General features: G+C 48.8%; 25 protein-coding genes. 11 read left to right on the top strand and 14 right to left on the bottom strand.

Features of this window, described 5'->3' with window-relative positions; all coding sequences use genetic code 11:
• Positions 1 to 17 precede the first annotated feature (17 nt).
• Positions 18 to 872 carry a pantoate--beta-alanine ligase gene (gene panC / locus QVE43_RS07040; protein WP_288005528.1) on the bottom strand — a complete coding sequence of 285 codons (855 nt, stop codon included), beginning with the start codon at positions 870 to 872 and terminating at the stop codon, positions 18 to 20.
• A gap of 166 nt (positions 873 to 1,038) precedes the next feature.
• Here panC and QVE43_RS07035 point away from each other — a divergent pair, with 166 nt between their 5' ends.
• From QVE43_RS07035 to hisIE, 5 genes are all read left to right on the top strand, one after another.
• Positions 1,039 to 1,860 (top strand): glycogen/starch synthase, encoded by an 822-nt coding sequence (locus QVE43_RS07035; RefSeq protein ID WP_038028977.1) that lies wholly within the window; start codon positions 1,039 to 1,041, stop codon positions 1,858 to 1,860.
• Between the two features lie 85 nt (positions 1,861 to 1,945).
• On the top strand, positions 1,946 to 3,250 hold the full coding sequence (locus QVE43_RS07030) for a DUF4270 family protein (protein ID WP_288005527.1): 1,305 nt from the start codon (positions 1,946 to 1,948) through the stop codon (positions 3,248 to 3,250).
• A 3-nt stretch (positions 3,251 to 3,253) separates the two neighbouring features.
• Positions 3,254 to 5,095, top strand: a complete 1,842-nt coding sequence (gene glmS, locus QVE43_RS07025) for a glutamine--fructose-6-phosphate transaminase (isomerizing) (protein WP_288005525.1) — start codon at positions 3,254 to 3,256, stop codon at positions 5,093 to 5,095.
• Positions 5,096 to 5,097: 2 nt separating this feature from the next.
• Positions 5,098 to 5,481, top strand: coding sequence for a RidA family protein (locus tag QVE43_RS07020; protein ID WP_288005524.1), 384 nt, complete (start codon positions 5,098 to 5,100; stop codon positions 5,479 to 5,481).
• Between the two features lie 38 nt (positions 5,482 to 5,519).
• Positions 5,520 to 6,161, top strand: a complete 642-nt coding sequence (gene hisIE, locus QVE43_RS07015; RefSeq protein ID WP_038028554.1) for a bifunctional phosphoribosyl-AMP cyclohydrolase/phosphoribosyl-ATP diphosphatase HisIE — start codon at positions 5,520 to 5,522, stop codon at positions 6,159 to 6,161.
• Here hisIE and QVE43_RS07010 read toward each other — a convergent pair.
• The 5 genes from QVE43_RS07010 to QVE43_RS06990 all read right to left on the bottom strand — a co-directional run bounded on the left by QVE43_RS07010 (position 6,148) and on the right by QVE43_RS06990 (position 9,006).
• Entirely contained in the window at positions 6,148 to 6,816 is a 669-nt protein-coding gene (locus QVE43_RS07010; protein ID WP_038028555.1) for a DUF4159 domain-containing protein, read from the bottom strand. The two genes, hisIE and QVE43_RS07010, sit on opposite strands and share 14 nt — an antisense overlap.
• Positions 6,817 to 6,825: 9 nt before the next feature.
• Positions 6,826 to 7,446 carry a hypothetical protein gene (locus QVE43_RS07005; RefSeq protein WP_288005522.1) on the bottom strand — a complete coding sequence of 207 codons (621 nt, stop codon included), beginning with the start codon at positions 7,444 to 7,446 and terminating at the stop codon, positions 6,826 to 6,828.
• A complete protein-coding gene (locus QVE43_RS07000) occupies positions 7,443 to 8,129 on the bottom strand; it encodes a 16S rRNA (uracil(1498)-N(3))-methyltransferase (protein WP_038028556.1) in 687 nt (228 codons plus the stop codon). The genes QVE43_RS07005 and QVE43_RS07000 overlap by 4 nt, the downstream gene beginning before the upstream one ends.
• A gap of 34 nt (positions 8,130 to 8,163) precedes the next feature.
• A complete protein-coding gene (locus QVE43_RS06995; RefSeq protein WP_288005520.1) occupies positions 8,164 to 8,508 on the bottom strand; it encodes a phage holin family protein in 345 nt (114 codons plus the stop codon).
• A gap of 93 nt (positions 8,509 to 8,601) precedes the next feature.
• Positions 8,602 to 9,006 (bottom strand): hypothetical protein, encoded by a 405-nt coding sequence (locus QVE43_RS06990; protein ID WP_288005519.1) that lies wholly within the window; start codon positions 9,004 to 9,006, stop codon positions 8,602 to 8,604.
• Between the two features lie 60 nt (positions 9,007 to 9,066).
• Between QVE43_RS06990 and QVE43_RS06985 the strand changes: the two genes are divergently transcribed.
• Positions 9,067 to 9,753, top strand: coding sequence for a Crp/Fnr family transcriptional regulator (locus QVE43_RS06985; RefSeq protein ID WP_038028561.1), 687 nt, complete (start codon positions 9,067 to 9,069; stop codon positions 9,751 to 9,753).
• On the opposite strand, the gene QVE43_RS06980 is transcribed toward QVE43_RS06985, so the two are convergent.
• The 3 genes from QVE43_RS06980 to rpmH are packed head-to-tail and all read right to left on the bottom strand — an operon-like array spanning position 9,745 to position 12,030.
• Complete coding sequence (locus tag QVE43_RS06980; RefSeq protein WP_288005518.1) at positions 9,745 to 11,409, bottom strand: S41 family peptidase; 1,665 nt, start codon at positions 11,407 to 11,409, stop codon at positions 9,745 to 9,747. The genes QVE43_RS06985 and QVE43_RS06980 overlap by 9 nt on opposite strands.
• A gap of 49 nt (positions 11,410 to 11,458) precedes the next feature.
• Complete coding sequence (locus QVE43_RS06975; RefSeq protein ID WP_288005515.1) at positions 11,459 to 11,860, bottom strand: ribonuclease P protein component; 402 nt, start codon at positions 11,858 to 11,860, stop codon at positions 11,459 to 11,461.
• Positions 11,860 to 12,030: a 50S ribosomal protein L34 gene (gene rpmH, locus QVE43_RS06970; RefSeq protein ID WP_038028564.1), complete on the bottom strand. Its 171-nt coding sequence runs from the start codon at positions 12,028 to 12,030 to the stop codon at positions 11,860 to 11,862. The genes QVE43_RS06975 and rpmH overlap by 1 nt, the downstream gene beginning before the upstream one ends.
• 123 nt (positions 12,031 to 12,153) lie before the next feature.
• Here rpmH and QVE43_RS06965 point away from each other — a divergent pair, with 123 nt between their 5' ends.
• A complete protein-coding gene (locus QVE43_RS06965) occupies positions 12,154 to 13,005 on the top strand; it encodes a hypothetical protein (RefSeq protein WP_288005513.1) in 852 nt (283 codons plus the stop codon).
• A gap of 109 nt (positions 13,006 to 13,114) precedes the next feature.
• A complete protein-coding gene (locus QVE43_RS06960) occupies positions 13,115 to 13,951 on the top strand; it encodes a hypothetical protein (RefSeq protein WP_288005511.1) in 837 nt (278 codons plus the stop codon).
• Between the two features lie 14 nt (positions 13,952 to 13,965).
• On the opposite strand, the gene QVE43_RS06955 is transcribed toward QVE43_RS06960, so the two are convergent.
• The 3 genes from QVE43_RS06955 to QVE43_RS06945 are packed head-to-tail and all read right to left on the bottom strand — an operon-like array spanning position 13,966 to position 17,195.
• Positions 13,966 to 14,988, bottom strand: coding sequence for a radical SAM/SPASM domain-containing protein (locus tag QVE43_RS06955; protein WP_288005509.1), 1,023 nt, complete (start codon positions 14,986 to 14,988; stop codon positions 13,966 to 13,968).
• A complete protein-coding gene (rlmN, locus tag QVE43_RS06950; RefSeq protein ID WP_038028575.1) occupies positions 14,981 to 16,039 on the bottom strand; it encodes a 23S rRNA (adenine(2503)-C(2))-methyltransferase RlmN in 1,059 nt (352 codons plus the stop codon). Before rlmN ends, QVE43_RS06955 begins: the two co-directional genes overlap by 8 nt.
• Before the next feature lie 58 nt (positions 16,040 to 16,097).
• Positions 16,098 to 17,195: a mannose-1-phosphate guanylyltransferase gene (locus tag QVE43_RS06945; protein ID WP_288005505.1), complete on the bottom strand. Its 1,098-nt coding sequence runs from the start codon at positions 17,193 to 17,195 to the stop codon at positions 16,098 to 16,100.
• Between the two features lie 148 nt (positions 17,196 to 17,343).
• Between QVE43_RS06945 and accC the strand changes: the two genes are divergently transcribed.
• Genes accC through QVE43_RS06930 form a run of 3 tightly spaced genes read left to right on the top strand, consistent with a single transcriptional unit; the run spans position 17,344 to position 19,911 of the window.
• The gene (gene accC, locus QVE43_RS06940; RefSeq protein WP_288005502.1) at positions 17,344 to 18,873 is read left to right on the top strand and encodes an acetyl-CoA carboxylase biotin carboxylase subunit; all 1,530 of its coding nucleotides are present in this window, start codon (positions 17,344 to 17,346) and stop codon (positions 18,871 to 18,873) included.
• A 40-nt stretch (positions 18,874 to 18,913) separates the two neighbouring features.
• A complete protein-coding gene (locus QVE43_RS06935; protein WP_288005500.1) occupies positions 18,914 to 19,432 on the top strand; it encodes a hypothetical protein in 519 nt (172 codons plus the stop codon).
• Positions 19,429 to 19,911 (top strand): hypothetical protein, encoded by a 483-nt coding sequence (locus QVE43_RS06930; protein ID WP_288005498.1) that lies wholly within the window; start codon positions 19,429 to 19,431, stop codon positions 19,909 to 19,911. Before QVE43_RS06935 ends, QVE43_RS06930 begins: the two co-directional genes overlap by 4 nt.
• On the opposite strand, the gene QVE43_RS06925 is transcribed toward QVE43_RS06930, so the two are convergent.
• The gene (locus QVE43_RS06925) at positions 19,903 to 21,150 is read right to left on the bottom strand and encodes a GDSL-type esterase/lipase family protein (RefSeq protein WP_288005496.1); all 1,248 of its coding nucleotides are present in this window, start codon (positions 21,148 to 21,150) and stop codon (positions 19,903 to 19,905) included. The genes QVE43_RS06930 and QVE43_RS06925 overlap by 9 nt on opposite strands.
• Positions 21,113 to 22,672 (bottom strand): hypothetical protein, encoded by a 1,560-nt coding sequence (locus QVE43_RS06920; protein ID WP_288005493.1) that lies wholly within the window; start codon positions 22,670 to 22,672, stop codon positions 21,113 to 21,115. Before QVE43_RS06920 ends, QVE43_RS06925 begins: the two co-directional genes overlap by 38 nt.
• Between the last annotated feature and the right edge of the window lie 74 nt (positions 22,673 to 22,746).

Here is a 22,746-nt window from a genome sequence, read left to right as displayed (position 1 = left end):
GGTTTGAGGCAGCAAAGTTAAGAAAACAACAACACATTGTCTATCAATCGTACTTCGCCCACATAGGCAGCAATACACAAAACTACTTCCTTATGACGGTGTATGTCTTTTACTGCGCTAAGAGTATAACCATCTGCCACCTCAAAATATTCCAAACGGATGTCTTTTTTTTGCAAAGGTGCGAAGACCGACGCCACCCACTTTTTGACTTCTTCTACTGAAACACCATTGAGAAGACGCTGCTTGGCTTCTTGCAGTGTTTGATAGAGGATGACAGCCTCGCGGCGTTGCGCCGGCGTCAGGCGCCGGTTCCGTGACGACATGGCCAAGCCGTCGGCTTCACGCACAATGGGGCAGGGCACCACTTCTACCGGAAACGACAGGTCCGCTACCAGTTGACGAATGATAAGGTATTGTTGATAATCCTTTTGCCCGAAATAAGCCTTATTGGGCTGAACAATATGAAATAGCTTGGACACCACCAAGGCTACGCCATTGAAGTGCCCCGGGCGGTGCGCTCCTTCCATCACTTGCTCTAAGTGCCCAAATGAAAAACGAAGCACCGGCGGGGCAGGATACATTTCTTGTTCTTGGGGGGCAAACAGCAAGTCGCAGCCTACAGACTCCAGCAGCCGGCGGTCTGCTTCCAACGTACGCGGGTATTTGGCCAGATCGGTAGGGTCGTTGAACTGAGTAGGGTTCACAAAGATGCTGCACACCACCACGTCATTTTCTTCCTTGGCGCGGCGCACCAAGGACAAATGCCCCTCGTGCAAAGCCCCCATGGTAGGTATAAAGCCGATGCTTTTCCCTTCTTTTTTAAAAGTCAGGCATTGTAAATGAGCCTCTTGCGGGTTTTTCAAAAAGAGCATAGATTAGGCATTATAGCATGAATCGAGCGCAATAATAAGGCTTTTTTGAAAAAAACAATTGAAAAGACAAATTTTTTTAGTAAATTTGCATGAGTTTAAGCGACTTAGCACACTTCTGCTTCAAGTGTTTGCCAAGTTGTATCCGTCCATCAAAACGATTACCGAGATGTCAAAGCTTAAGATCCTTTACGCAGCGAGCGAAATCAACCCTTTCCTTCAAACCTCCAAGGTAGCTGACTTTGTGCGCCGCTTGCCCCAGGCAATGCAAGAGCGCGGGATGGAAATTCGTATTCTGGTGCCCCGCTTTGGGATTATCAACGAGAGAAAAAACCGCTTACATGAAGTAGTTCGCTTGTCAGGGATTAATATATCGGTGGGCGACGAGGAGAAACCCTTGATTATCAAGGTGGCTTCGGTGCCCAATGCCAAAATGCAGGTTTATTTTGTCGATAATGACGATTACTTCCAACGAAAGTCTGTTTTTGTAGATAAAAACAATCAATTCTTCGAAGATAACGACGAGCGGGCAGTTTTTTTCTGCAAAGGGGTGCTCGAAACGGTGAAGCGCCTCGGTTGGGCTCCCGACATTGTGCATTGCAACGATTGGATTACCAGCCTTATCCCCATGTACATTAAAACCGTGTACAAAAAAGATCCCCTCTTCCAGCATACAAAAACGGTCTTCACTGTGTACAATAATTTTTATTCTTATAAATTTGGGGATGATTTAATTGAGAAAGTGAAAATGAACGACATGGACGATGCCAGCCTGGAAGTATTGAAAGGGGCTGATATGAGTGCCCTCATCAAGGCAGGCATGGCATATGCCGATGTGGTTCTTCGCACAAATGAAGATTATGATGAAAAACTTCAGAAGCTATTCGAAGAGCTGGAAGCACAAAACAAACCTATTGGGCAAATCACTGACGAAGAAAACATGCCCGACTACCATTACAACTTGTATAATGAGTTGGCAGGCGAAAAGTAAGCTGCCGTTATTCTTTGCACTTCTTTTTAGCCATCTTCTTTTTTCTTGTCAAGACAACATAGAAGTAGGACAACCGCCCCGCAATATGGCGGTTGTCTTTACTGATACCGTGACGGTAAAGACCAGCACCGTACTTATCGACTCTGTGCAAAGCAGCAATGGGGCTTACCTTTTAGTGGGGCAGTACAACGACCCCTACTTTGGCAAAATAACCGCCAAGTCTTTCTTTGCCCTGTCGCCACGGCCGGTTGCACATGACTTTGGCAGCAATCCGCAGTTTCAAAAGCTGACCATGGTGTTGTATAAGCAGTATGCTTATGGTGATACCACCCGCTCGCAAACGGTCTATGTGCACAAAGTGGCAGAACCTATCGTAAAAGACGGGCGCTATTATTCGTTTGAGTCCAAAGCCATAGACCCCACGCCTTTGGGAAGCAAGACTTTTGCCGCTAAAGATATTTTTGGCAGAGTAGTGGAAATAGACCTGTCTGACAGCTTTCGCGACGAGATTGTAAGCCTGTTGCAAAGCACCGACTCTTTGACCCAAGAGCAGCTGGACGGCGTGCTCAACGGTTTGGCGCTTGTGCCCGATGCCGGCGACGATGCCGCTATCTTGGGTTTTTCTGCCTCATCGGCATTGCTTTCTTTTTTACGCCTCGAATACCTCGACGATAATGGTGACACACAGTATTATTACATAGGCGTGCGTCCGGCAAGCATCACCACCGGTGAGACTGCCCCAAAAGCCGTGCGATTCAACCAAGTGACAGCAGACCGCAGCGGCACCGCCTTGGCCGGTGTGGGGCTTTATGAGCCTGTGCCTGAAACATCTTTGGGCAATGCCGCTTATATACAGGGGCTTCTGGGCGTGGGCACAAAAATAGAGTTTCCCTACTTGGCAGAGTTTCACAAGTTGGGTTTGATTGCCATCAATCAAGCTTATCTGCTTTTTTCGCCCATCGTAGATGTGGAAAATCCTTTTTATTCCCTGCCCGCCACTTTCCATTTCATAGAGCTTGATGCCGAAGGTAAGCCGGTGAAAATACCTGTTACACGCAGTGTTTCCGGCTCCACCATCGTATGGGAAGATACTACTTACCGCAAGGTGCAAACCGAAGGCTTCGATCCTTTGGGTGTTAGTCAAGATATGCTTGTGTACTACGACCCTCTGACGCGCTCCTATAACGCCAATATCACGAGTTATACGCAGTATGTGATGAATGGACTGAGCGCACGCTATCAGGGCAATGCCAAAAAAGACAATTACGGATTGCTGATTGCACCCTCTACACTCAATAATGAAGTAAATCGCATCATTATTGGTGGACATTTGCACCCGCAAAAACGTTTACATTTAAGACTCTTTTATTCAATCATTCAAACCGAGTAGTTTATGTGTGGAATTGTTGCTTATATCGGTCATAGAGAGGCTTATCCTGTCATTATCAAAGGGCTTAAGCGCCTTGAGTACCGGGGCTATGACAGTGCGGGAGTAGCGCTGCTCAATGGTGGCTTGAAAGTCTATAAAAAGAAGGGAAAGGTAGAAGAGCTGGAAAAGCTGCTTGCAAAAGTAGATGACTTGCACAGCCATATAGGTATTGGACATACCCGCTGGGCAACCCACGGCGAGCCCAATGATAGCAACGCACACCCTCATGTGTCGGGCGATGGCAAGATGGCCATTATTCACAATGGTATCATAGAAAACTATGCTACCCTGCGTCAAGAACTTGAAAACAAAGGGCATGTTTTCACTTCCGACACCGACACAGAGGTATTGATTCATTTCATAGAAGAAATAAAAAAGCAGGAAAACTGCTCATTGGAAGAGGCAGTGCGCTTGGCACTGAATAAGGTAATAGGCGCATTTGCTATTGTGGTGCTTTCGCAAGACGACGAGCGTAAGCTGATAGCCGCACGCCGCAGTAGCCCAATGGTGATAGGAGTAGGCGATGGCGAGTACTTTGTGGCTTCCGACGCAGCCCCCATCATCGAATATACAAACAAAGTCATCTTTTTAAATGATGACGAGTATGCTGTTATTACCGACCATAGCTTGGATATCCGCACCCTGCAGGATGTGCCTACCACCCCCTACATCGAGCAGTTGGACATTGAGCTGGAAGCCATCGAGAAAGGGGGCTATCCGCATTTTATGCTGAAGGAAATTTTCGAGCAACCGCGCTCTATCTATGACAGCATGCGCGGCCGCTTGGATGCTTCTACCGGACGGCTTACTTTGGGGGGGCTCATTGAATATCAAAACCGCTTGGCCAATGCCGACCGCATCATTATGGTGGCTTGTGGCACTTCATGGCATGCCGGCTTGGTGGCAGAGTATATTTTTGAAGAGCTGGCACGTATTCCCGTAGAGGTTGAATACGCTTCAGAGTTTCGTTATCGCAACCCCATTATTCGCGAAAATGATATAGTTATTGCTATCTCTCAGTCCGGCGAAACTGCCGACACCATTGCGGCTATTCAGATAGCCAAAGCAAAAGGCGCTCTTATTTTAGGGGTTTGTAATGTGGTGGGCTCTACTATTGCCCGCATGACCCATGCCGGTGCCTATACCCATGCCGGTCCGGAAATTGGGGTTGCCAGCACCAAAGCCTTTACGGCACAGCTTACTGTCTTGACCATGATGGCGCTGTTTACAGCCCATAAAAAGGGAACCATTTCAGAAGCCCGCTTCCGTCAGCTATTGGTGGGCTTGGAAACGCTGCCGAAGAAAGTAGAAGAAACGCTCGAGCGGGTGCATGAGCCTATTAAACAAATTGCCGCCTTGTTCAAAGATGCCCGCAACTTCCTTTATCTGGGGCGTGGATGTAATTTCCCCGTGGCTTTGGAAGGGGCTCTTAAGTTGAAAGAGATTTCCTACATTCATGCCGAAGGGTATCCGGCAGCCGAAATGAAGCATGGGCCCATTGCTTTGATTGACAAAGAAATGCCCGTGGTTTTCATTGCCCTGCAAGACAGCTCCTATGAAAAGGTGATTTCCAATATTCAAGAAGTGAAAGCGCGCAATGGACGTGTGATTGCTATTGTGAACGAAGGCGATGAGGTGGTAAAAAATATGGCGGAATTTGTGATTGAAATCCCCAAAACCGAAGAGATTTTATCACCTATTCTTTCTGTGCTTCCTTTGCAGCTGCTGGCATACCATATTGCCGTGTTACGTGGCTGCGATGTGGACCAACCCCGCAACTTGGCTAAATCGGTAACTGTTGAATAAGTATGAAAAAAGCAATCGAAAGCAAACAAGCCCCTGCCCCCATAGGCCCTTACAGCCAAGCTGTATTGGCGGGCAATACACTCTACGTATCCGGGCAGATAGCCATAGACCCGGAAACCGGTGACTTGCTTACTTCCAACTTGGAAGAAGAAGCCACGCGGGTCATGGAGAACATAAGGGCTATTTTGGCAGCAGCAGACATGGACTTTTCTCATGTGGTGAAGTGTACCATCTTTCTTAATAACATGCAGGATTTTCAGCGTATCAACCAAGTATATGGGCGCTACTTCGAAGGCATGGTGCCTCCCGCACGCGAAACCGTGGAAGTCAGCTGCCTGCCCAAAAATGTAAATGTGGAAATATCGTGTATTGCAGTGAAGGCTTAGTAAAAGCGCTTTACTGCTTTTTTTGAAACCAACCGGCTATGCAAACTGCTCAAATTCTTTTTCAGGCAGAAAACATTCAATTTGACAAATATCCCGACGGCCTGGTGCCGGCAATAGTGCAAGATGTTCGCACGCGCAAAGTGTTGATGCTCGGCTATATGAGCCGTGAGGCATGGCAAAAGACGATAGAAACTGCCAAAGTCACTTTTTTCAGCCGCAGCAAACAACGTTTGTGGACTAAAGGCGAGACATCCGGGCATTACTTGCACCTGCGTGAAGCACGCTTAGATTGCGATGCAGATGCCCTGTTGTTGTTGGTAGAGCCGGCAGGTCCGGTGTGCCATACCGGCGAAGATACTTGCTTCTTCGAAAACAATGTTCCCGGTGGCTTTCTTTTTCTTCATGAGTTGGCGCAGTTGATTCATGAGCGTAAAGTGGCCCCCAAAGAAGGCGCTTATACAAGCCGTCTGTTTGAAAAGGGCATTCCCAAAATTGCTCAAAAAGTAGGCGAAGAAGCTGTGGAAACGGTCATCGAGGCAATGAAGCAAGACTTGCCCCGCCTGCATGAAGAAGCGGCCGACCTGATGTATCACTTGTTGGTTTTGCTCGAGGCTTGTGACACTTCTTTTGATGCTGTGGCTGAGGTGTTGCGGCAGCGCCATCTGGCTAAGGGTAAGTAAAAGCATACAACAACAGGTTGGCGCCCATGCGTAATGCCTGTTGGCGCAGCTCCTCGGGGTCATTGTAAATGCTTTGGTCTTCCCAGCCGTTGCCCAAGTCCGATTCATACGAAAAAAAGCATACGACTCTGCCTTCATAAATGAGTGCAAAGCCTTGAGGTGGTTTGCCGTCGTGCTCATGTATTTTGGGCAAGCCTTTGGGGAAGTCGTACTTCATGTGGTAAATAGGGTGACTGAAAGGGAGCTCGACAAAATCGAGCTCGGGGAAGACCTTTTTCATTTCCCGGATGGCGTGCTCATACAAGCCGTAGTTGTCGTCTATATGCAGAAAACCGCCGGCAATTAAGTAATTGCGCAGATTTTGGGCTTCTTGCGCCGTAAAGGACACATGACCATGCCCCGTCATGTACACAAAGGGGTATTGAAAAATATCGGGGCTGCCCACTTCCACAATGTCTTCTTCGTCGGCCAGTGGCAGTGCTAAGTGCTCTTTGCAGAAAGCAATCAGGTTGGGTAAAGCCGTTTTGTTGGCATACCAATCACCACCACCGTTGTATTTCAACTTGGCAATACGTATGGTAGGCTCTTGGGCTTGCACTGAAAAAGACGTAAATAACAGCCCTACGGTAAAGCAAAGAATACGGCAAAACAGCATCTCTTATTTTCAGATGGTCCAATGTTCTTTTAAAGGTACAAAATGAATTCGATGCCGCAAACACGACTCAAACCACTGAAGAGGCTGCTGAATTTTATCACCGGTGCGGGTATCGCATTTAAAAAAGAGATAGAACAGCTGCAGCGCTTCGCCCAGTGCTTCTGCGAGGGCATGTAGCTCTCTTTCGGCTGTTTGCCAGTCACCGCTCTGCTTGCCTTTGCGCCAGATGTGATAGGCATTGTCGTGCCATTCAATAATGTTGAGCAGCTGTATGTCGTCGGTAAAACGGGCAGCAAATTGCCTTGCCAGGTAGGCATGATGGCGCTGAGGGGGAATCGTTTGCCCCGTTCTGTATAGTGCTTCGTATTTAAAATTGTCATGTATCAAAGCAATGAAACGAAGCTTGTCGTGTGTTTCATCGTTGATGAAAGGGTCGATAAGTGAAATATTGTAAAGCACTTCTTGCACATGATACAACACCATGCCTTCGGGGTGTCCGCTGCGGGGGCGCCCAAAATACAAGCCTTTTTGCCACTCGGGCCGATTCATCAAAGCTTCTTCTACTCTGTTGTGTGGGTGGAGCGTATGTTCACCTAAAAAAGGTAGAAAAAGAACCTGTGAGATGCTCATAGTTGTTGGGCGATTTGAATAATGAGACAGGCAGCAATGCCGGCTGTTTCAGTTCTTAATCTACTTTCCCCCAAAGATACTGCCAAACTATGGTTTTCAAGGGCTTCTTTTATTTCTTCTTTCGAAAAATCGCCTTCAGGACCTATAAACACTTCATAGCTTTGCCCTTTGCGTATGCTATGCAAGAGCAAGGGGGTATGTTCATCTTGCAGGTGAGCAATGAAGCGTTGGCCCATAGGCGGGCGCCGGACAGCTTCGGTAAAGTCGATAGGTTCATGAATGACCGGCTTATAAAACTTAAGTGATTGTTTCATGGCTTGAACAGCCAAACGTTCCAGGCGGTCGGTGCGTACTTTGCTGCGTTCCGAATAATGACAAAGCAAAGGGGTGATGCTGCTGACACCTATTTCCGTGGCTTTTTCGACCAACCATTCCATGCGGTCGTGGTTTTTGGTGGGCGCCACCAGCAGATGAATGGTATAAGAAGGCGCCGGCACTTGCTCTTCATGAACGATGCGGTAGCTGCCTTCCCCTTTTTTATCTATGTGAAGCAGTTCGGCGCGGGCTTTATAGCCTTGGCCGTCGGTCAAGTAAAAAAAATCACCGGGGCGAAGACGCACCGCACGCAGGTGCTGCCACTCGTCCCGGCTGAGTTGTCCTTCTTCCAAATAAAACAGATGCATAACCGTTGCCCGTTAACAAAGGCAAAGTTACAAACTAAAAAAGTGCTTCAAAAAGCCACTCGAGAATGGCGTGTACTATCGCCAGCAATATGCTGTAAAGAACGGCATTCCAGAAGCCGCCTATCTGAAAGCCATCGAGCAGGGCAGATACCATCAGCAAAATGACGGCATTGATAACGATGAGGAACAAGCCTAAGGTGAGGACGGTAACCGGTAAGGTAAGGAAGGTAAGAATAGGCTTGATGGTGACAGAGGCAATAGCCAGTAAAATGGCGGCAATAATGGCAGTGCCGTAGCCATCTACCTGCACTTTGGGATAAATTTTAGCTGAAAGTACAATAGCTAAACCATAAATAAGCAGTTTGCCGATTAGTTTCATGAGCTTGTCGGTTTAAAAGTGAAACATCTTGAATGCTTGTTCATAAATGTATGAAAAAAAACAATATGGTGTTTTAGGTTCATCAAAGCATTTTTAAAGCTTTAAGAAGGTGCGATGCTTAGGAGGTGCCATCCACTGCATGATCCCTACATAAACGGCAGCAATCAGCGCTGCGGCAATGCCTGCGTACCATATTGGCGTAATCCGGAAGCCGGAAAACAGCTTTTGAACAATCCACAGCCATACGAAATGTGCGGCGGCAATCCACAGCCATAGACCGGCAATGGGCAGGAAGCCGCGGGCACCTTTGATATTGATATACAGCAGTGGCAGGCTGATTGGAAACAGCAGCAGAAACATGAGCGAGCGGGTCGAATGATAGCCCGCCACCACGAGCAAAGCCGAGAGTAGGGCAGTAGATAGCGTATCGAACGTAAAGCCCGGAAAGAAAGCCCAGCATATAGCCACCAACAGCAGTTGAATAAGCATCATTTTCATACTGAATCTTTTTTTTTGAGTTTGACGTTTTAAATGATATACGAAAAAACAAAAGAAACGATGGCAGAAGGAAGCCGCATATGGTATTTTGAAGAAACCAACCTTTTCAATTTATTTTGCCCGCATAAGTCCAAGCATCTGGGAGAGCGGCATGTCTTTTTGGAGTATCAAAAAGACGAATTCATTTATTTTGAAGAGGATCCTTCTGACAAGATTTATTTGATAGCTTCGGGCAGGGTGAAGATTTTTTCCTACAACGAGCAAGGCGAAGAGTTTGTAAAGGCTATTTTGGGTAAAGGCGAAATCTTTGGCGAGCAGTCTATTTTGGGCGAAGGGCAGCGCACGGATTTCGCACAGGCCATTGAGCCCACGACTATTTGCCGCATGCACCTGGAAGACCTTCAGGAAATGATGCGCGACAATCAAGCCCTGAGCCTTTATATTCACAAGCTTATCAACTTGCGATTCAAGCGCTTAGAACGCAGACTGGAGCTGCTTTTGTTCAAAGATGTCAAAACACGCCTGTATGAATTCTTGTGCGACCTTGCACAAGAAGAAGGGGTAGTAAAGGGAAATGAGGTGCATGTCAACAGCCGTCTGACACACAAAGACATAGCCAAGCTTATCGGCAGTTCAAGGCAAACCGTGACCACCTTGCTCAATGAGCTTCAGGATGAGGGTAAGCTGAAAGCAGAGCGGCGCCGCTATATATTGCCCTTGGAAGCACTGCGCTCTGCATCAGTCTGAGCGCCCTAAAATGAAACTGTATTTTTGCTCATCGCGCAGTAGCTCGATGGCTTTTTGTATTTCCCGGTCGGTATCGAAGGAAGCCAGCGCTTCGGCTTTTTCAAAATACACGTGCTTATAAAGCTCGTCTTCTATTAGCTCCAACACGCACGTTTTATGTTGGCGAATAAGCTGCCGGTGGTCTGTTTTTAGCTTCTTTTTCAGCCGGCTGAGGTCTTCTGCCACCGAGGCATAGAGGTCGGGGGTTTCTTTTAGTTGTTGCTCCAGCACCGAAACATACTCTTCATGCGAGGTGGCATAATGAAAATTCTGCTTATCGAGCCATTGAATAAAGTCTTCCAACACTTCGGGTGGAAGTGTTATTTCTTTTCCGAGTGTATGGCGGGCAGCGTAATCTACGCCATAATTGAAGATATAATAGTTTTGAAGAAGATAGTTGCATATTTCAGGCAGGCTGTCTGCCGGAACGACGATGTCGGGCTCTAAGCCGGCACCGTCGAAAACCATGCGTCCTGCACGGGTCTTGAAGCTGCGGCGCAGCGAATCGGGAATGCGGTAAAGGCTGCCGTCTGCGTTGTGCACTGAATAGTCGATGGCTTGAATGCAGCGCCCGCTTGGAATATAGTATTTGGCAATGGTTACTTTGAGCTGTGCGTTGTAGGAGAGTGGACGGGTCACTTGCACAAGCCCTTTTCCGAAGGTGCGTTGCCCTATCAAAATGGCGCGGTCGTAGTCTTGCAAAGCGCCGGCTACAATCTCAGAAGCCGAAGCACTGCGGTTGTTGACCAACACCACCAAGGGGCTTTCAAGGTCATAAGGGGCATTGAGGGTGTAGTACTCTTTATTCCACTCACTGATTTTTCCTTTGGTGGAAACAACGAGCTCATTTTTTGGAACAAACAAATTGACGATGTTGATGGCTTCGCTCAACAAGCCCCCGGGGTTATTGCGCAGGTCAATAATGAAAGCTTGGGCGCCGGCTCTCTTGAGGGAGTCCATGGCAGCGCGCACTTCTTCGGAGGCGCCCATGGTGAAGTCCGACAGCTGAATATAGCCTACCTGCTCATTGAGCATGCCAAAATAAGGCACATTGCTGATGTGTATTTCTTCTCTTTTGATAGAAAAGGTTTTTCTTTCGCCGGTAGTAGGGCGCAGTATTTCTATTTCTACGGGTGTGCCGCTTTGCCCTTTGAGCAAAGTCGATATTTCATCGCTGCTTTTTCCGGCAGTGCTCACGCCGTTGATGCTTGTAATTTGGTCACCTATTTTAAGGCCGGCTCTTTGCGCCGGAGAGCCTTCATAAGGAAGGACTATCACGCACTTGCCTTCTTGGGTGCGTATGGTGGCACCAATGCCCGCATAGCGCCCTGTGGTCATGGTACGATAGTCTTCAATGCGGTCTTCCGATATGTAGTTGGTGTAAGGGTCCAGATCGCTCAACATGGCATCGATGGCCTTCTGCATGAGGCGGTTGGCGTTTATGTCATCTACATAGTAGGTGTTTAACTCTTTGAATAAGGTGGCAAAAATGTCTAAGTTCTTGGCTATCTCGAAAGCGTTGTCTTTTTGTTGGGCTGTGGCAGTGCCGTGTAGAGCCAAAAGCCACGAAAGCAAGCACAACAGGCCTGCATGCATGGTAGAACGCATAAAGTTCATAGGGCATTTTCTTTTTATCGGGAGCAAGCAAGTGCTCTATCTTTTGAATTTACAGACTCTGTTTGAATCTTGCAAATGCCTTGCAGAGGGCTTCTTCTATTTGGTGAAAATCCATGAGGGTTTTGCCTACATACACAATGGCCAAGGCATGCCATGGGGGCAGCAAATCATGGAAGAAGTCGTATTTATGCAAGCGATAGGCTTCCTTCATGCGTCGCCGTAGATAGTGGCGGTCGTGGGCACGCCGGAAGCGTTTTTTGGGGACAATAAAAAGCACCTGTGGATAATGAGGCAGCATGTTGCCTTCATCCACAAGAAAAAAAAACTTAAACGGATAAAAGAAAAAAGAGGAACTATTGCTATCGAATAGTTCCTGAATGATTTTTCGGTTGGATAGTCGTTCGGACTTGGGTAGTTTTTGGCTTTTGTCAAGCACTGCCCGCTTGCTCATTAAGCGTTTACACGCAGCTTATGACGGTATTCGTCCGATACGGTCAGTTTTTTTCTACCCTTGGCACGACGACGAGCCAACACTTTGCGCCCATTTTTGGTTTTCATACGTGCACGGAACCCGTGTGTGTTGCGGCGCTTTCTGCGAGATGGTTGATATGTACGCTTCATTGGAATTTATCGTTTTCAATTCTTAGCTTTGAGCCTGCAAATTTAAGAGTTTTTTTGTGAATGCCAAACTTTTGTGAGAAATTGAAAGACAACCCCTTTGACCCTGTTGCGTTAAAAGACCATATGAGCGTTTCTTCCGGACAAACTTCTGACTTGCGTTTTACCTTTATCATCCCGCCGGGGGAAGGGGATGCCGAGGCGTGTATGCAGAGCATCGCCCGGCAGCAATATCCCCATGTGGAAGTCATTAGCAGCGAAAAGCCCAAACACATGGCGCCTTCCTTGAAGGTAAAGGTCATTGGCACCACTGCCCCGGTGCATTACTTGAACCTGGCTCTGGAGCAAACAGCCGGTGAGGTGATTGGTTTTTTGCCCAAGGGGGCGGAATTGGCGCCTTATAGTCTTTACAAAATATCGAATCAGCTGCAAAAAGGCACCATGCTGTGTGCCATTGGTAAAACCAAGACAGCAAGGGGGGAGCTGCACCGTACTTATTTTGATGTGAATGACATAACAGACTCCATTGCCCGTGCCTATATGGCAGTGGGTGAGTGCTTTTTTCGAAGAGAAACGCTTGACTGGGTGGGGTATATCGACGAGCGCCTGCCACTATGGGGGCTGCAGGAGTGGTGGGTACGTTTGTTGTGTGTAACCGAAGGCAAAGCCATTGCCAAGCTGACAGATGTGGTGTTGGAAACCAAAGAACCGGACGCAGCAAGTGAGTACCGGCAAGAACAGATAGAGCGCGATACCTTTTTCCATACACTCGCCAGCATGTTCCGTTACTACGAAGCGGCCTATTTTATCCGTGAATTTGGGTGTGTAGCTCCGGACTTCTCTTTGCCACATTACAGGGACCTATCACCTGATTTTGTAGTGAAAATCTTAAAGAATTTTTGCGCGCAGCTCGCCCGGGAAGCTATGGGCAGAGGGGTACGAAGAAGTTACGTAAAAAAACGATTGGCAGCCTTGTAGCATTTTTTTAACGAATATTACACAAGCATTTTTAAAGCATAATATTTGCTGTTATAACACTGAATGCCTGTTATATTTGTTGAAGGCTTTATGTTATAACAGCAGCTTTATGAAAACATTTCATTCTTCTTTACGTTGTGTGGTTTTGTCCACACAGCGCACCTATGCCGACTTATTGAAGGCTTTGGGATGGCAGGTTTCTTTTATTGCCCTGCAACATGACGAATCTCAATGGGCATGGGGTGACCTTACCCGCGACGGACTGCTTCGCAAGGCAGACGTAGTGGTGTGGGATATTTCTACCATAGCCCTTGAACCGGGTGCCAAAAGCCAAGAACTATATCTTTATTATCGTTCCGTAGGCGAGTATCTCGAAGACTTGCTTAATGAAAAAGAGGCACGCCCTTCTTCATGGATATTGTTGAACAGTGCAGCCTTGTATGAGCGTTCGTCTTTGCCGGTGAGTGAAGATAGCCCGGCCGGCGAGCATGCCATTTCGCAAGTCCTGCTTCAGATAGAGCGCTTGTTTCATAAAGCTTATGTGCCTAAGGTTCGTAAAGTGGCTTTGCGCTTGGGCTTGTTGCTGCATGAGCAGGCCCGTTGGTGGCGTTGGGTGCCGTCGGCTTGTAAACAGCTGCATGAACGCCCCCCGATGGCTACTTTGCTGCCCCATGATTATTGCAAAGCCATGCAGTTTGTGGTAGAGCGCACAGACATCAGTGGCATTTTTAATGTAGCAAGTCCTTCTTTGGATACTTGGGATGCCATTCACGCCTATTGGAAACAGCACAGCACCGGCAGCATTGGTTTTCTTGAGCAGCTGAGCCTATGGTGGCACAAAGAAGAAGTGCTTCGTTTTCGCCGTTGGGCATTTTTATCAATAGACAGAATACGTAAGAAAGGGTGTGCGTTGTCGGAGGATGATTCTTGGGCACAATCGGCCTGACACCGTCGCCGGCATCAAGACCACACTTTCAGCCCTTCGCTGCAGTTGCGGCAAATGTCAATATTTTTCCGGGCGTGTAACAGCTGTTGTCTGAATTGCCGGTAAGGCGGCGATTGCCAAATGGCGGCGATGCTTTGTTGTGGAAATTGTCCCATTTGGTGCTGTGCATCTTTATCGAAGCAGCAGGGGACCAGGCGCCCGTCCCAAGTCATCACAAAGCCATTCCACATGCGCCAACACTGATTTTTTAAAGAGTTTTTTATGGCATATTTTCCATTGGGCAGTTGGCGGTACCGGCTGTAGCGCTCAATGGTAGGAATGAGAGGGGAGCCATCTTCGAAGTCATAGATTTGAGCAGTTTTTAATACCAGGCGGTCAGCCCCCAGCTCTTTTGCCAGCTGGCGAATGGCCGGTATTTCATGCTCATTGGGCCGCACGACCAAAAACTGTAAAACGACCTCGGGCGTGAGGCTGCGAAGCTTCTTTTTCCAAGCCACTATTTCCCGTATGCCTTCGATCACTTTTTGAAGTTGCCCTTCTTTGCGGTAAGCCGCATAGCTTTGTTGTGTCACACCATCAATAGAGACAATGAGGCGGTCCAAGCCGGATTCCACGGTGTGGCGTGCCCGGTCAGCATCCAGAAAATGCCCATTGGTAGAGGTGATGGTGAAGAGCCCCTTCCGGTGGGCATAATTGACCAACTCAAAGAATTGAGGATGCAAATAAGGCTCGCCCTGGAAATAAAGGGTAAGGTATAGAGCCTTTGGAGCCACCTCGTCTATCATGCGACGATAAAGCTCGAAGGAGAGCTTGCCGGTAGGGCGGCTGAAGCGGCGCAAGCCACTGGGGCATTCGGGGCAGCGCAAATTGCAGGCCGTGGTGGGCTCTACGGCTATGGCAGCGGGTGCGCCCCATACCAGCGGGCGCCGGAGCGCTTTCGACAGATGAAAGCTTAACCACAGTTGAAAAAAATTCAGCAGCCGCCGGGCGGTAAGTTTGCGCATGCAGTGCACATACCAAGCCAGCCGTTTACGCATGTGCTTGTTCGTTCTCTTTGGTTGCCAACTGGCCGCAGGCTGCATCTATGTCTTTGCCGCGGCTACGCCGTACTTTGACCACTACGCCTTGCGCTTCGAGGAAGTGGGCAAAAGCGTCGAGGCGTTCGGGTGTGGTATTTTGAAACTGCGCTTTGTCTATGGGGTTGTACTCGATGATGTTGACTTTGGAAGGCACTTTGCGTACTATCTTCAGCAGCTTACGGGCATCGGCGAGTGAGTCGTTAAAGTCACGGAAAACAATATACTCGAAGGTTACGATTTGTTTGGTTTGATGGTAGTAATACTGCAGGGCTTCGATGAGGGCTTCCAGGGAGTTCTGCTCGTTGATGGGCATGATTTGGCTTCGCTTGGGGTCGTCTGCGGCATGAAGCGACAGCGCCAAATTGAATTTGCGTTGCTCATCGCCCAGGCGTTTTATCATTTTGGCAATGCCGGCCGTGGAAACGGTGATGCGCTTGGCAGAGAAGTTCCAGCCATCGGGAGCGCTGATAAGCTCTGTAGAACGCATCACTTCGGCATAGTTGAGCAGCGGCTCGCCCATGCCCATATACACGATATTGGTCAGTGGCTTGCCATAATGCTCTATGGCTAAGCGGTTGACTTCGATGACCTGATCGTATATTTCGGCGGCAGTGAGGTTGCGCTCGCGCTTCATGTAGCCTGTAGCGCAAAATTTGCAGGTAAGAGAGCAACCTACCTGCGATGACACGCAAGCCGTCATGCGTGTGTCGGTAGGAATAAGCACACTTTCGATGAGGTGCCCGTCATGTAAGCGGAAAGTGCACTTAATGGTGCCATCGGCACTTTTTTGGGCACGGCTTAGCTGTATGGGACGTATGTCGAAGTGTTGGGCGAGGGTTTCGCGTAAGGCTTTGGGCAGGTTGGTCATGTCTTCAAAACGGCGGCATTCTTTTTGCCATAACCATTGCCCTATTTGCTTGGCGCGAAAGGCAGGCTGTCCTGCTTCTTTCAGCCATCTTTCCAACTCTTCTTGCTTGATGGTGCGTATATCTTTCTTACTTGCTTGCATGCGTCTTCCCTTCTGTAATTCTTATTGTAAACCAATTGGTTACAAAAGTAGTTCTTTTTCAAGTAAAGCGTTTGTCTATCTTTTTGGCTTCTGCCACGAACTCTTTCACACGTTGCTCTTGGTCTTGCCGGCAAATGAGCAGCACACCTTCGTGTTCGGCTACGATGAAGCCTTCCAGCCCTTGAATCACTACCAGCTGCTCTTTGGGCGTCTTTACAATGCATTTTTGGCTGTCATAGGCAAGCACAGTGCCTTGTATGACATTTTGGTTATCGTCTTTGGGTGCCAGCTCATAGAGCGATTTCCAGGTGCCTAAGTCAGACCATCCGCAGTCAACAGGAATGACATACACGTTGTCGGCTTTTTCCATGATGGCATAATCAATGGATATTTTTTTGCAAAGCGGATAAGCCTGGTGAATGACTTCGGCTTCTGTTTCGGTAAAAAACTGCTCTTCTATTTCTTCAAACACTTCCGCCATTTCGGGCGCGTAGCGCTGAAATGCTTTTTTGATGGTTTCCACATGCCAGATAAAAATGCCGGCATTCCATACAAAGTCACCACTTTCTATGAACTTCTTTGCCAGTTCGAGATTGGGCTTTTCGGTAAAGGTTTTGACAGGTAGCAGAGGGTAAGGCTTGAACTTTTGAAAAAGCTTGCTGCCTTGCCGGTATTGAATATATCCGTAGCCGGTATCCGGGCGGTTGGGCTTGATGCCCAGGGTAACCAAGATTTCTTTTTTGTGTGCATGCTTGACTGCCGTGCGTATGGCTTTTCTGAAACGCTCTACGTCCTGAATGACATGGTCGGCCGGCGTAATGACGGTCACGGCATCCGGGTCTTTTTGTGCTATCTTGTAGCAAGCATAGGCAATGCAGGGGGCTGTATTGCGACGGCTGGGCTCTGCCAATATCTGTTCATCGGAAAGGAAGGGCAAGTGTTCCTTGACTTTACCTACATATTTTTTGTGGGTAACTACATAAATATTTTCCGGTGGGCAGATGCCTTCGAAGCGCTCTACGGTCTCTTGAATCATGCTTTTGCCCCTGCCTAAAATATCATGAAATTGTTTGGGAGAGTGCTCGCGGCTGATGGGCCAAAAGCGGGAACCTACGCCGCCGGCCATGATGATGGTATAAAAAGAGTTATCGCTCATAAGTTGGGGTCATTGCTGGGAAACAAAGATACTGACTTCTTTAAAATAAGTGATTTTGGCAAGAGGCTTTCCTTTGGCGGCAAAGTGATTTTTGAAATTTTTCTTTTCTTTGCTTAGAAGCAATATACTTGAATGAACATAAGCTGCAATGATGATGAGCGTTTCGAATCGAAAAATCCGTAAAATATTGGTTGCCAACCGTGGCGAGATAGCTTTGCGCATCATGCGCTCGGCAAAAGAAATGGGCATCCGCACGGTGGCCATTTACAGCGAAGCCGACCGCGAAGCTTTGCACGTGCGCTATGCCGATGAGGCGGTATGCGTGGGTCCGCCGCCATCGTCGGAGTCCTATTTGCGTATTGACCGCATCTTGGAGGCCTGCCGCCAAACCGGTGCCGATGCAGTGCATCCGGGCTATGGTTTCTTGTCGGAAAATGCCCGCTTTGCGCGTGCCGTAGAAGAGGCCGGCCTTATTTTCATTGGACCATCGCCCGAAAGCATCGAGCTGATGGGCAGCAAGCTGGCAGCTAAAGAGGCTGCGCAAAAGCATGGTGTGCCATTGGTGCCCGGTACGTCCGAAGCCCTTACCGACGTAGAGCAGGGCAAACGCATTGCCCGTGAGATTGGATATCCCGTGCTTATCAAGGCAAGCGCCGGCGGTGGAGGCAAAGGAATGCGTGTGGTGGAAAAAGAGGAGGACTTTGCCGAGCAAATGGAGCGGGCAGTCAGCGAGGCGGTCTCTGCTTTTGGCGATGGTGCGGTATTCATTGAAAAATACATTGGCTCGCCCAAACACATTGAAATACAGGTTTTAGGTGACCGCCATGGCAACATGGTGTATTTGTTTGAGCGGGAATGTTCGGTGCAGCGTCGCCATCAGAAGGTGATAGAAGAGGCACCTTCGGCAGTGGTGGATGAAGCCATGCGGCGTGCCATGGGTGAGGCCGCCGTGCGTGTTGCCAAAGCCTGTGGTTATTACAATGCCGGCACGGTGGAGTTTATTGTAGATGAGCAGCGTAATTTTTATTTCCTGGAAATGAACACACGCCTGCAGGTAGAACACCCGGTTACTGAAATGATTACAGGCGTGGATTTGGTGAAAGAGCAAATCAGAATTGCAGAAGGGCATCCTTTGAGTTTTACACAAGACGAGCTGGCAATCAATGGGCATGCCATTGAGGTGCGCGTGTATGCCGAAGACCCACGCAATAACTTTTTGCCCAACGTAGGTAAGCTGTTGAGTTATGAGCGCCCGCAGGGTCCCGGCGTGCGTGTAGATGACGCCTTTGAAGCAGGCATGCAAATTCCTATTTATTACGACCCCATGATTGCAAAGCTGATAGTGCATGCCAAAAACAGAGAAGAAGCCATTGCGCGTATGTTACGTGCCATCAGTGAATATACAATTACGGGCATTGCCACCACGCTCGACTTTTGCGCCTTTGCTTTGCGGCATCCGTCTTTTGTGGATGGTAGCTTCGATACCAACTTCGTGAAAAAATATTTCACGCCGGAGGTGCTCAATCCTGCCTTGTCGGAAGAAGAATTGCAAACAGCTGCCGCTTTTGCAGCACAGCTGTGGGCTGAACAAAAGCAGCAAAGCCAAGTGCCGGCAGGCAATATATCGCCCAATGGAGGTGTCAAGCGCAGTTGGAAAATAGCCCGGCGGAATGCATAGCAAAGAGTTTACACCATTCTTATAACTAACCATTTGAAAAATGAGTGACCGTTTTTTTGACCCGGAATTAGATGATTGGTTTTTTGAAGCAGACCAGCTGCTGAAAGATAACCGCATAGGCAGTGGGGTGGAGTTGTTGAATCAAATCGTTGCCCGCGAGCCGTCTTATGGGCGTGCCTATAACCACTTGGCGTGGGTATATGAAGTGAAATACCAAGACCTGGAGAAGGCTTGGGAGCTGTACAGCTTGGCATTGAAATATGCGCCTGATTATTTGCCCGTGTATTTGAATGCTATTGTGTGCCTGTCGAAACTGGAGCGTTTCGATGAGTTGAAGAGCTTGCTTGAAAAAGCACGGCAGGTGCCGGGCATTAGCCGCTCGCGCCTGTTGGGAGAGGAAGCCATCATGTATGAAATGCAGCAAGATTATGCCAAGGCAATTGAAACGTACAAGCAAGCCATTGCTTTTGCCTTGTCCGATGACGATATAAATTATTACAAGCAGTGCATAGAGCGCTGCCGGCGTAAGATGGACATCTTAAACGACTATGACCGATGAAAGCCACACGCTTTCTTTTCTTAGATGCTTTGGCAGTGTTTTTTTTAGGTTATACACTCTTGTGGTTGGCTTTCGACGGCACTTTGAGCGCATGGAGTTGGGCGATGCTGCTGCTGTTTACGGTGCCGGCAGCTTGGCGCATTTGCCGTGTGCGTGTGTTGATGGCACGTGAGTTTGTAGCCGAAACAGCCAAGCAATACAAAAAAGTGCAGTTTTGGGCTTCCGTGCCTATGTATGTGGTGCTTTTGCTGGTGCTGATGTTGTTTAGCGTGTTGTTTTATGCTGCTTATTTGGTGAAGCAAGTGGATAGCCAAGCCCTGCAAAACCTGGTGTATGAACTTTTAGACAGGGACGGCTTGCTGCGGCGCCTGGTCGATATTTACGGGCGTAAGCCTACCACTTTGCTGGTCTCTCTTTTGGCTATTGCAGGAATAGCCCGGTTGGGCGGATGGGCAATTTTTATCAAGCGTTTAAAGTGAGCTTTTATGCAGTTTGTATAACTGCATGAGGGCACTGTAAAGCAAATTGGCTTGCAATTCGTAGCCCGGTTGTAGTAGATGCACCAGGTCGGGGTTGGCCAGGCCCGCTTGTTTCCAGGCATATATGCTGCCTTTGCCCCCCATGACGGCAAACCAGTCCCAAAGCAGCAAGTCTTCTTCCTGTGCCAATTCCTTGAGACGTTGCACAGCGGTGGCTATGTGAGGGTTGGGGTGCCGGCGCTGAAAGTAGCAATCACCGGGAGTGGTCAACAAAATGCTGCAGCGAGGAACTGCCCGGCGGATTTGCCGGATAAGCTCGCGGTATTGTTCTTTAAACCGGCGGTCGTCGAAATACTGCCGGTAAGCATCGTTTGTTCCAAGCGACACAATCACCAGGTCGGGCTGAAGGGCTGCGATTTGCACTGCGAGTTGCGAGCAGCGCAAATAAGAACTTACCGTGGCGCCGTTTAAGCCGGCCGAATGATAGAGAATACCGGCCGCATCGTTTTCGATGACTATGCCCTGCAAGCGGAAGTAACGTTGGGCAAGGCGCAAACGTTGAAAGCCGAGGGTGTAGGGCGCCGGAGCATCTACGACAAACTCGGCGTAGCCCCGGCGATGGATACGTCGGGGCATGTGCCAGCGCATGCCTGCCCATAACAAAGGATAAAAAGTGCTGTCGCTTTGGGTGTCATAATAGACCTTGATGCGCCGGCAGCCGGCATAAGCTGAATCAAGTGCAAAGGTGTAGCCGGCCATGGCTTGAAAGGTAAGTGCGTTCATGCCGGCAATGCCACATTGGCAACTGTCTTTGCTGATGATGCTACGGCAACCATGCCATGTGCCAAAATAATACTGCCCGGGGATATTAAGCGGGTCCGCACCGGCGCCTGCCAAGCGTGCAGGGAAGAAATAGCCCCGGCCGGCATTGCCCAACAGCGGATTTTGCTGTAGCTGCTGCCTGAGCCGGTGGGGAAAAAAGTCTGCTTGTATGTGCGAATCGCCGAAGTGTAGAATACGAACGGGGCGGTTCCGGTATTGAATCAGGCTGTCGAGTGCTTGAATGAAATGGACATAGGCAGCACTTGTGTCGAAAAGAATGAAGTTGGCGCTGCTGTCAACAGGCACAGCCATGCGCCGGGGCGTTAAGTGCGCCGGTTGCCGGTGCTGGCAGTTCAACAGCCATGAAACAAAAAGCAAACTAAGGGCGAGGCTTTTGTGCCATTTTGTAAAGTTCATATTCATACATCAAGGCTTCATAAAGCATTTCCGATACCAGGCGGGCGCCCCGCAGCGAGAAGTGCGTATAGTCCTTATTGGCAAGCTTTTCTTCTACCCATGCAGGCATGGAGTGGAGCCCGCCCATGGCTTGAAACAAATCCCAGAAGGCACATCCTGCCCGGAAGGCCGCCCGGCGTTGGGCATCTCTCAATTTATCAATGTTTTTCAAAGAAACATAATGCGTACCTTCTTTTTTTGAGCGGTCTGAGGTACTGATAACTAAAATGGGAACATCGGGAGCCACTTCACGGAAATACTTCAATTGCTTGTAAAACAATTCTTCATAGAAGCCGTAATCTTCGGCTTCACCTACATTTACGCCAAACTGAAAAATCAACAGGCGCACGTTGAGTGCGCGGAGTTGTGCGCGCAGGTGGGCGGGCGGTATTTTGGTAAACTCCAGTCCGGAGCTTCCGCGCATGGGCACATTGTCCACCACCACACCGGAGCGGCACTCTAAGCTGCTGCCGTACACTTCTAATGCGCCGCTGCCTTCAAACTGAATGCTGATGTTTTGAAATTCACTATCTATGTCACAAACCAGCATTTGCAACGAAGGGGCGGCTTGGAAAGACTCTTGGCATGCTACTTGCCCGTTGTGCAGTACCTTCACGCGCAGGGAGCTTTCGGGACTTCGAAAAAGCACCTTCACTCTTTGCACTTCGCGATCCTTGGCATGGGCTTGTTTGGAACGGTGATATACCGTGCCTATTTGAAAATGCATATTTTGTTTGGACAGCTTTGCTGCTTGCCGGGCAATGCCGGATGTGGTATCGGGCAGAGCAGGCGAGGCAAGACTATCGCTCATGTCTTTTTCTGCATCAAGAGGTGCCGGGCTTGAAGGAGCGAATGCATACATATTGCCCAACAAACCAAAATATCTAGAGGGCGCTTGTTGGGAGCGCTTGCCGAAGAGCGGATACCACTGCCAGCGTTTGTCGTTGGTTTGATAAACCGATATTTTGGCATTCAAATGATTGCTGATGCCTTGTAGCCCGGGACCGCAGCCCCCGAAGCGGCTTTGTAAGCGATGGCGCAGCTCTGCGGTAATGCGGTCGCCTTCCAGCTGTGAGTCGCCGAAGTGTACAATATGAATGCTCTGCCGGAGCTGCCCGTCTTTGAGGGCATCCAAGGTGCGAAAAAAAGGATAAAGCAAGGTGTCTTGTCCGGGTGCATACTCGAAACGCCCGGCTTGTGGCGGTGGGGGCGTTTGCTGTGCCATGCTGTCTTGGGCTGTTGGCTTCAAAGAGTCGGCCGCCTGTGCTTCAGCTGCTTCGGTCTCTTCCAGGCGCTTGGTGATGGCTTTTATATCGGCATATTGAGGTTTTTCTTTCAGCACTGTATTGTGCCAGGTGGGGAACCGTATTTCCCAAGCGGCGATGCTTACTTGTTCGGGCATAAAGGTCATCAGCAGGGCAAGAATGGCGCCGGTAATCAACAACAAAAGAAAAGGGCGAATGGGCTGAATCATCTTTGGCAAGATTAATGCAATTGCTTAATGAGTATGAAATTATTACTTTCGTTGGACAAAGCTATAAGAATTTACGTACACCA

Source organism: Thermonema sp. (assembly GCF_026003375.1).
GTDB lineage: Bacteria > Bacteroidota > Bacteroidia > Cytophagales > Thermonemataceae > Thermonema > Thermonema rossianum.
Note: the sequence above shows the minus strand (reverse complement) of the source record. Positions and strands in the feature narration are given on the sequence as shown.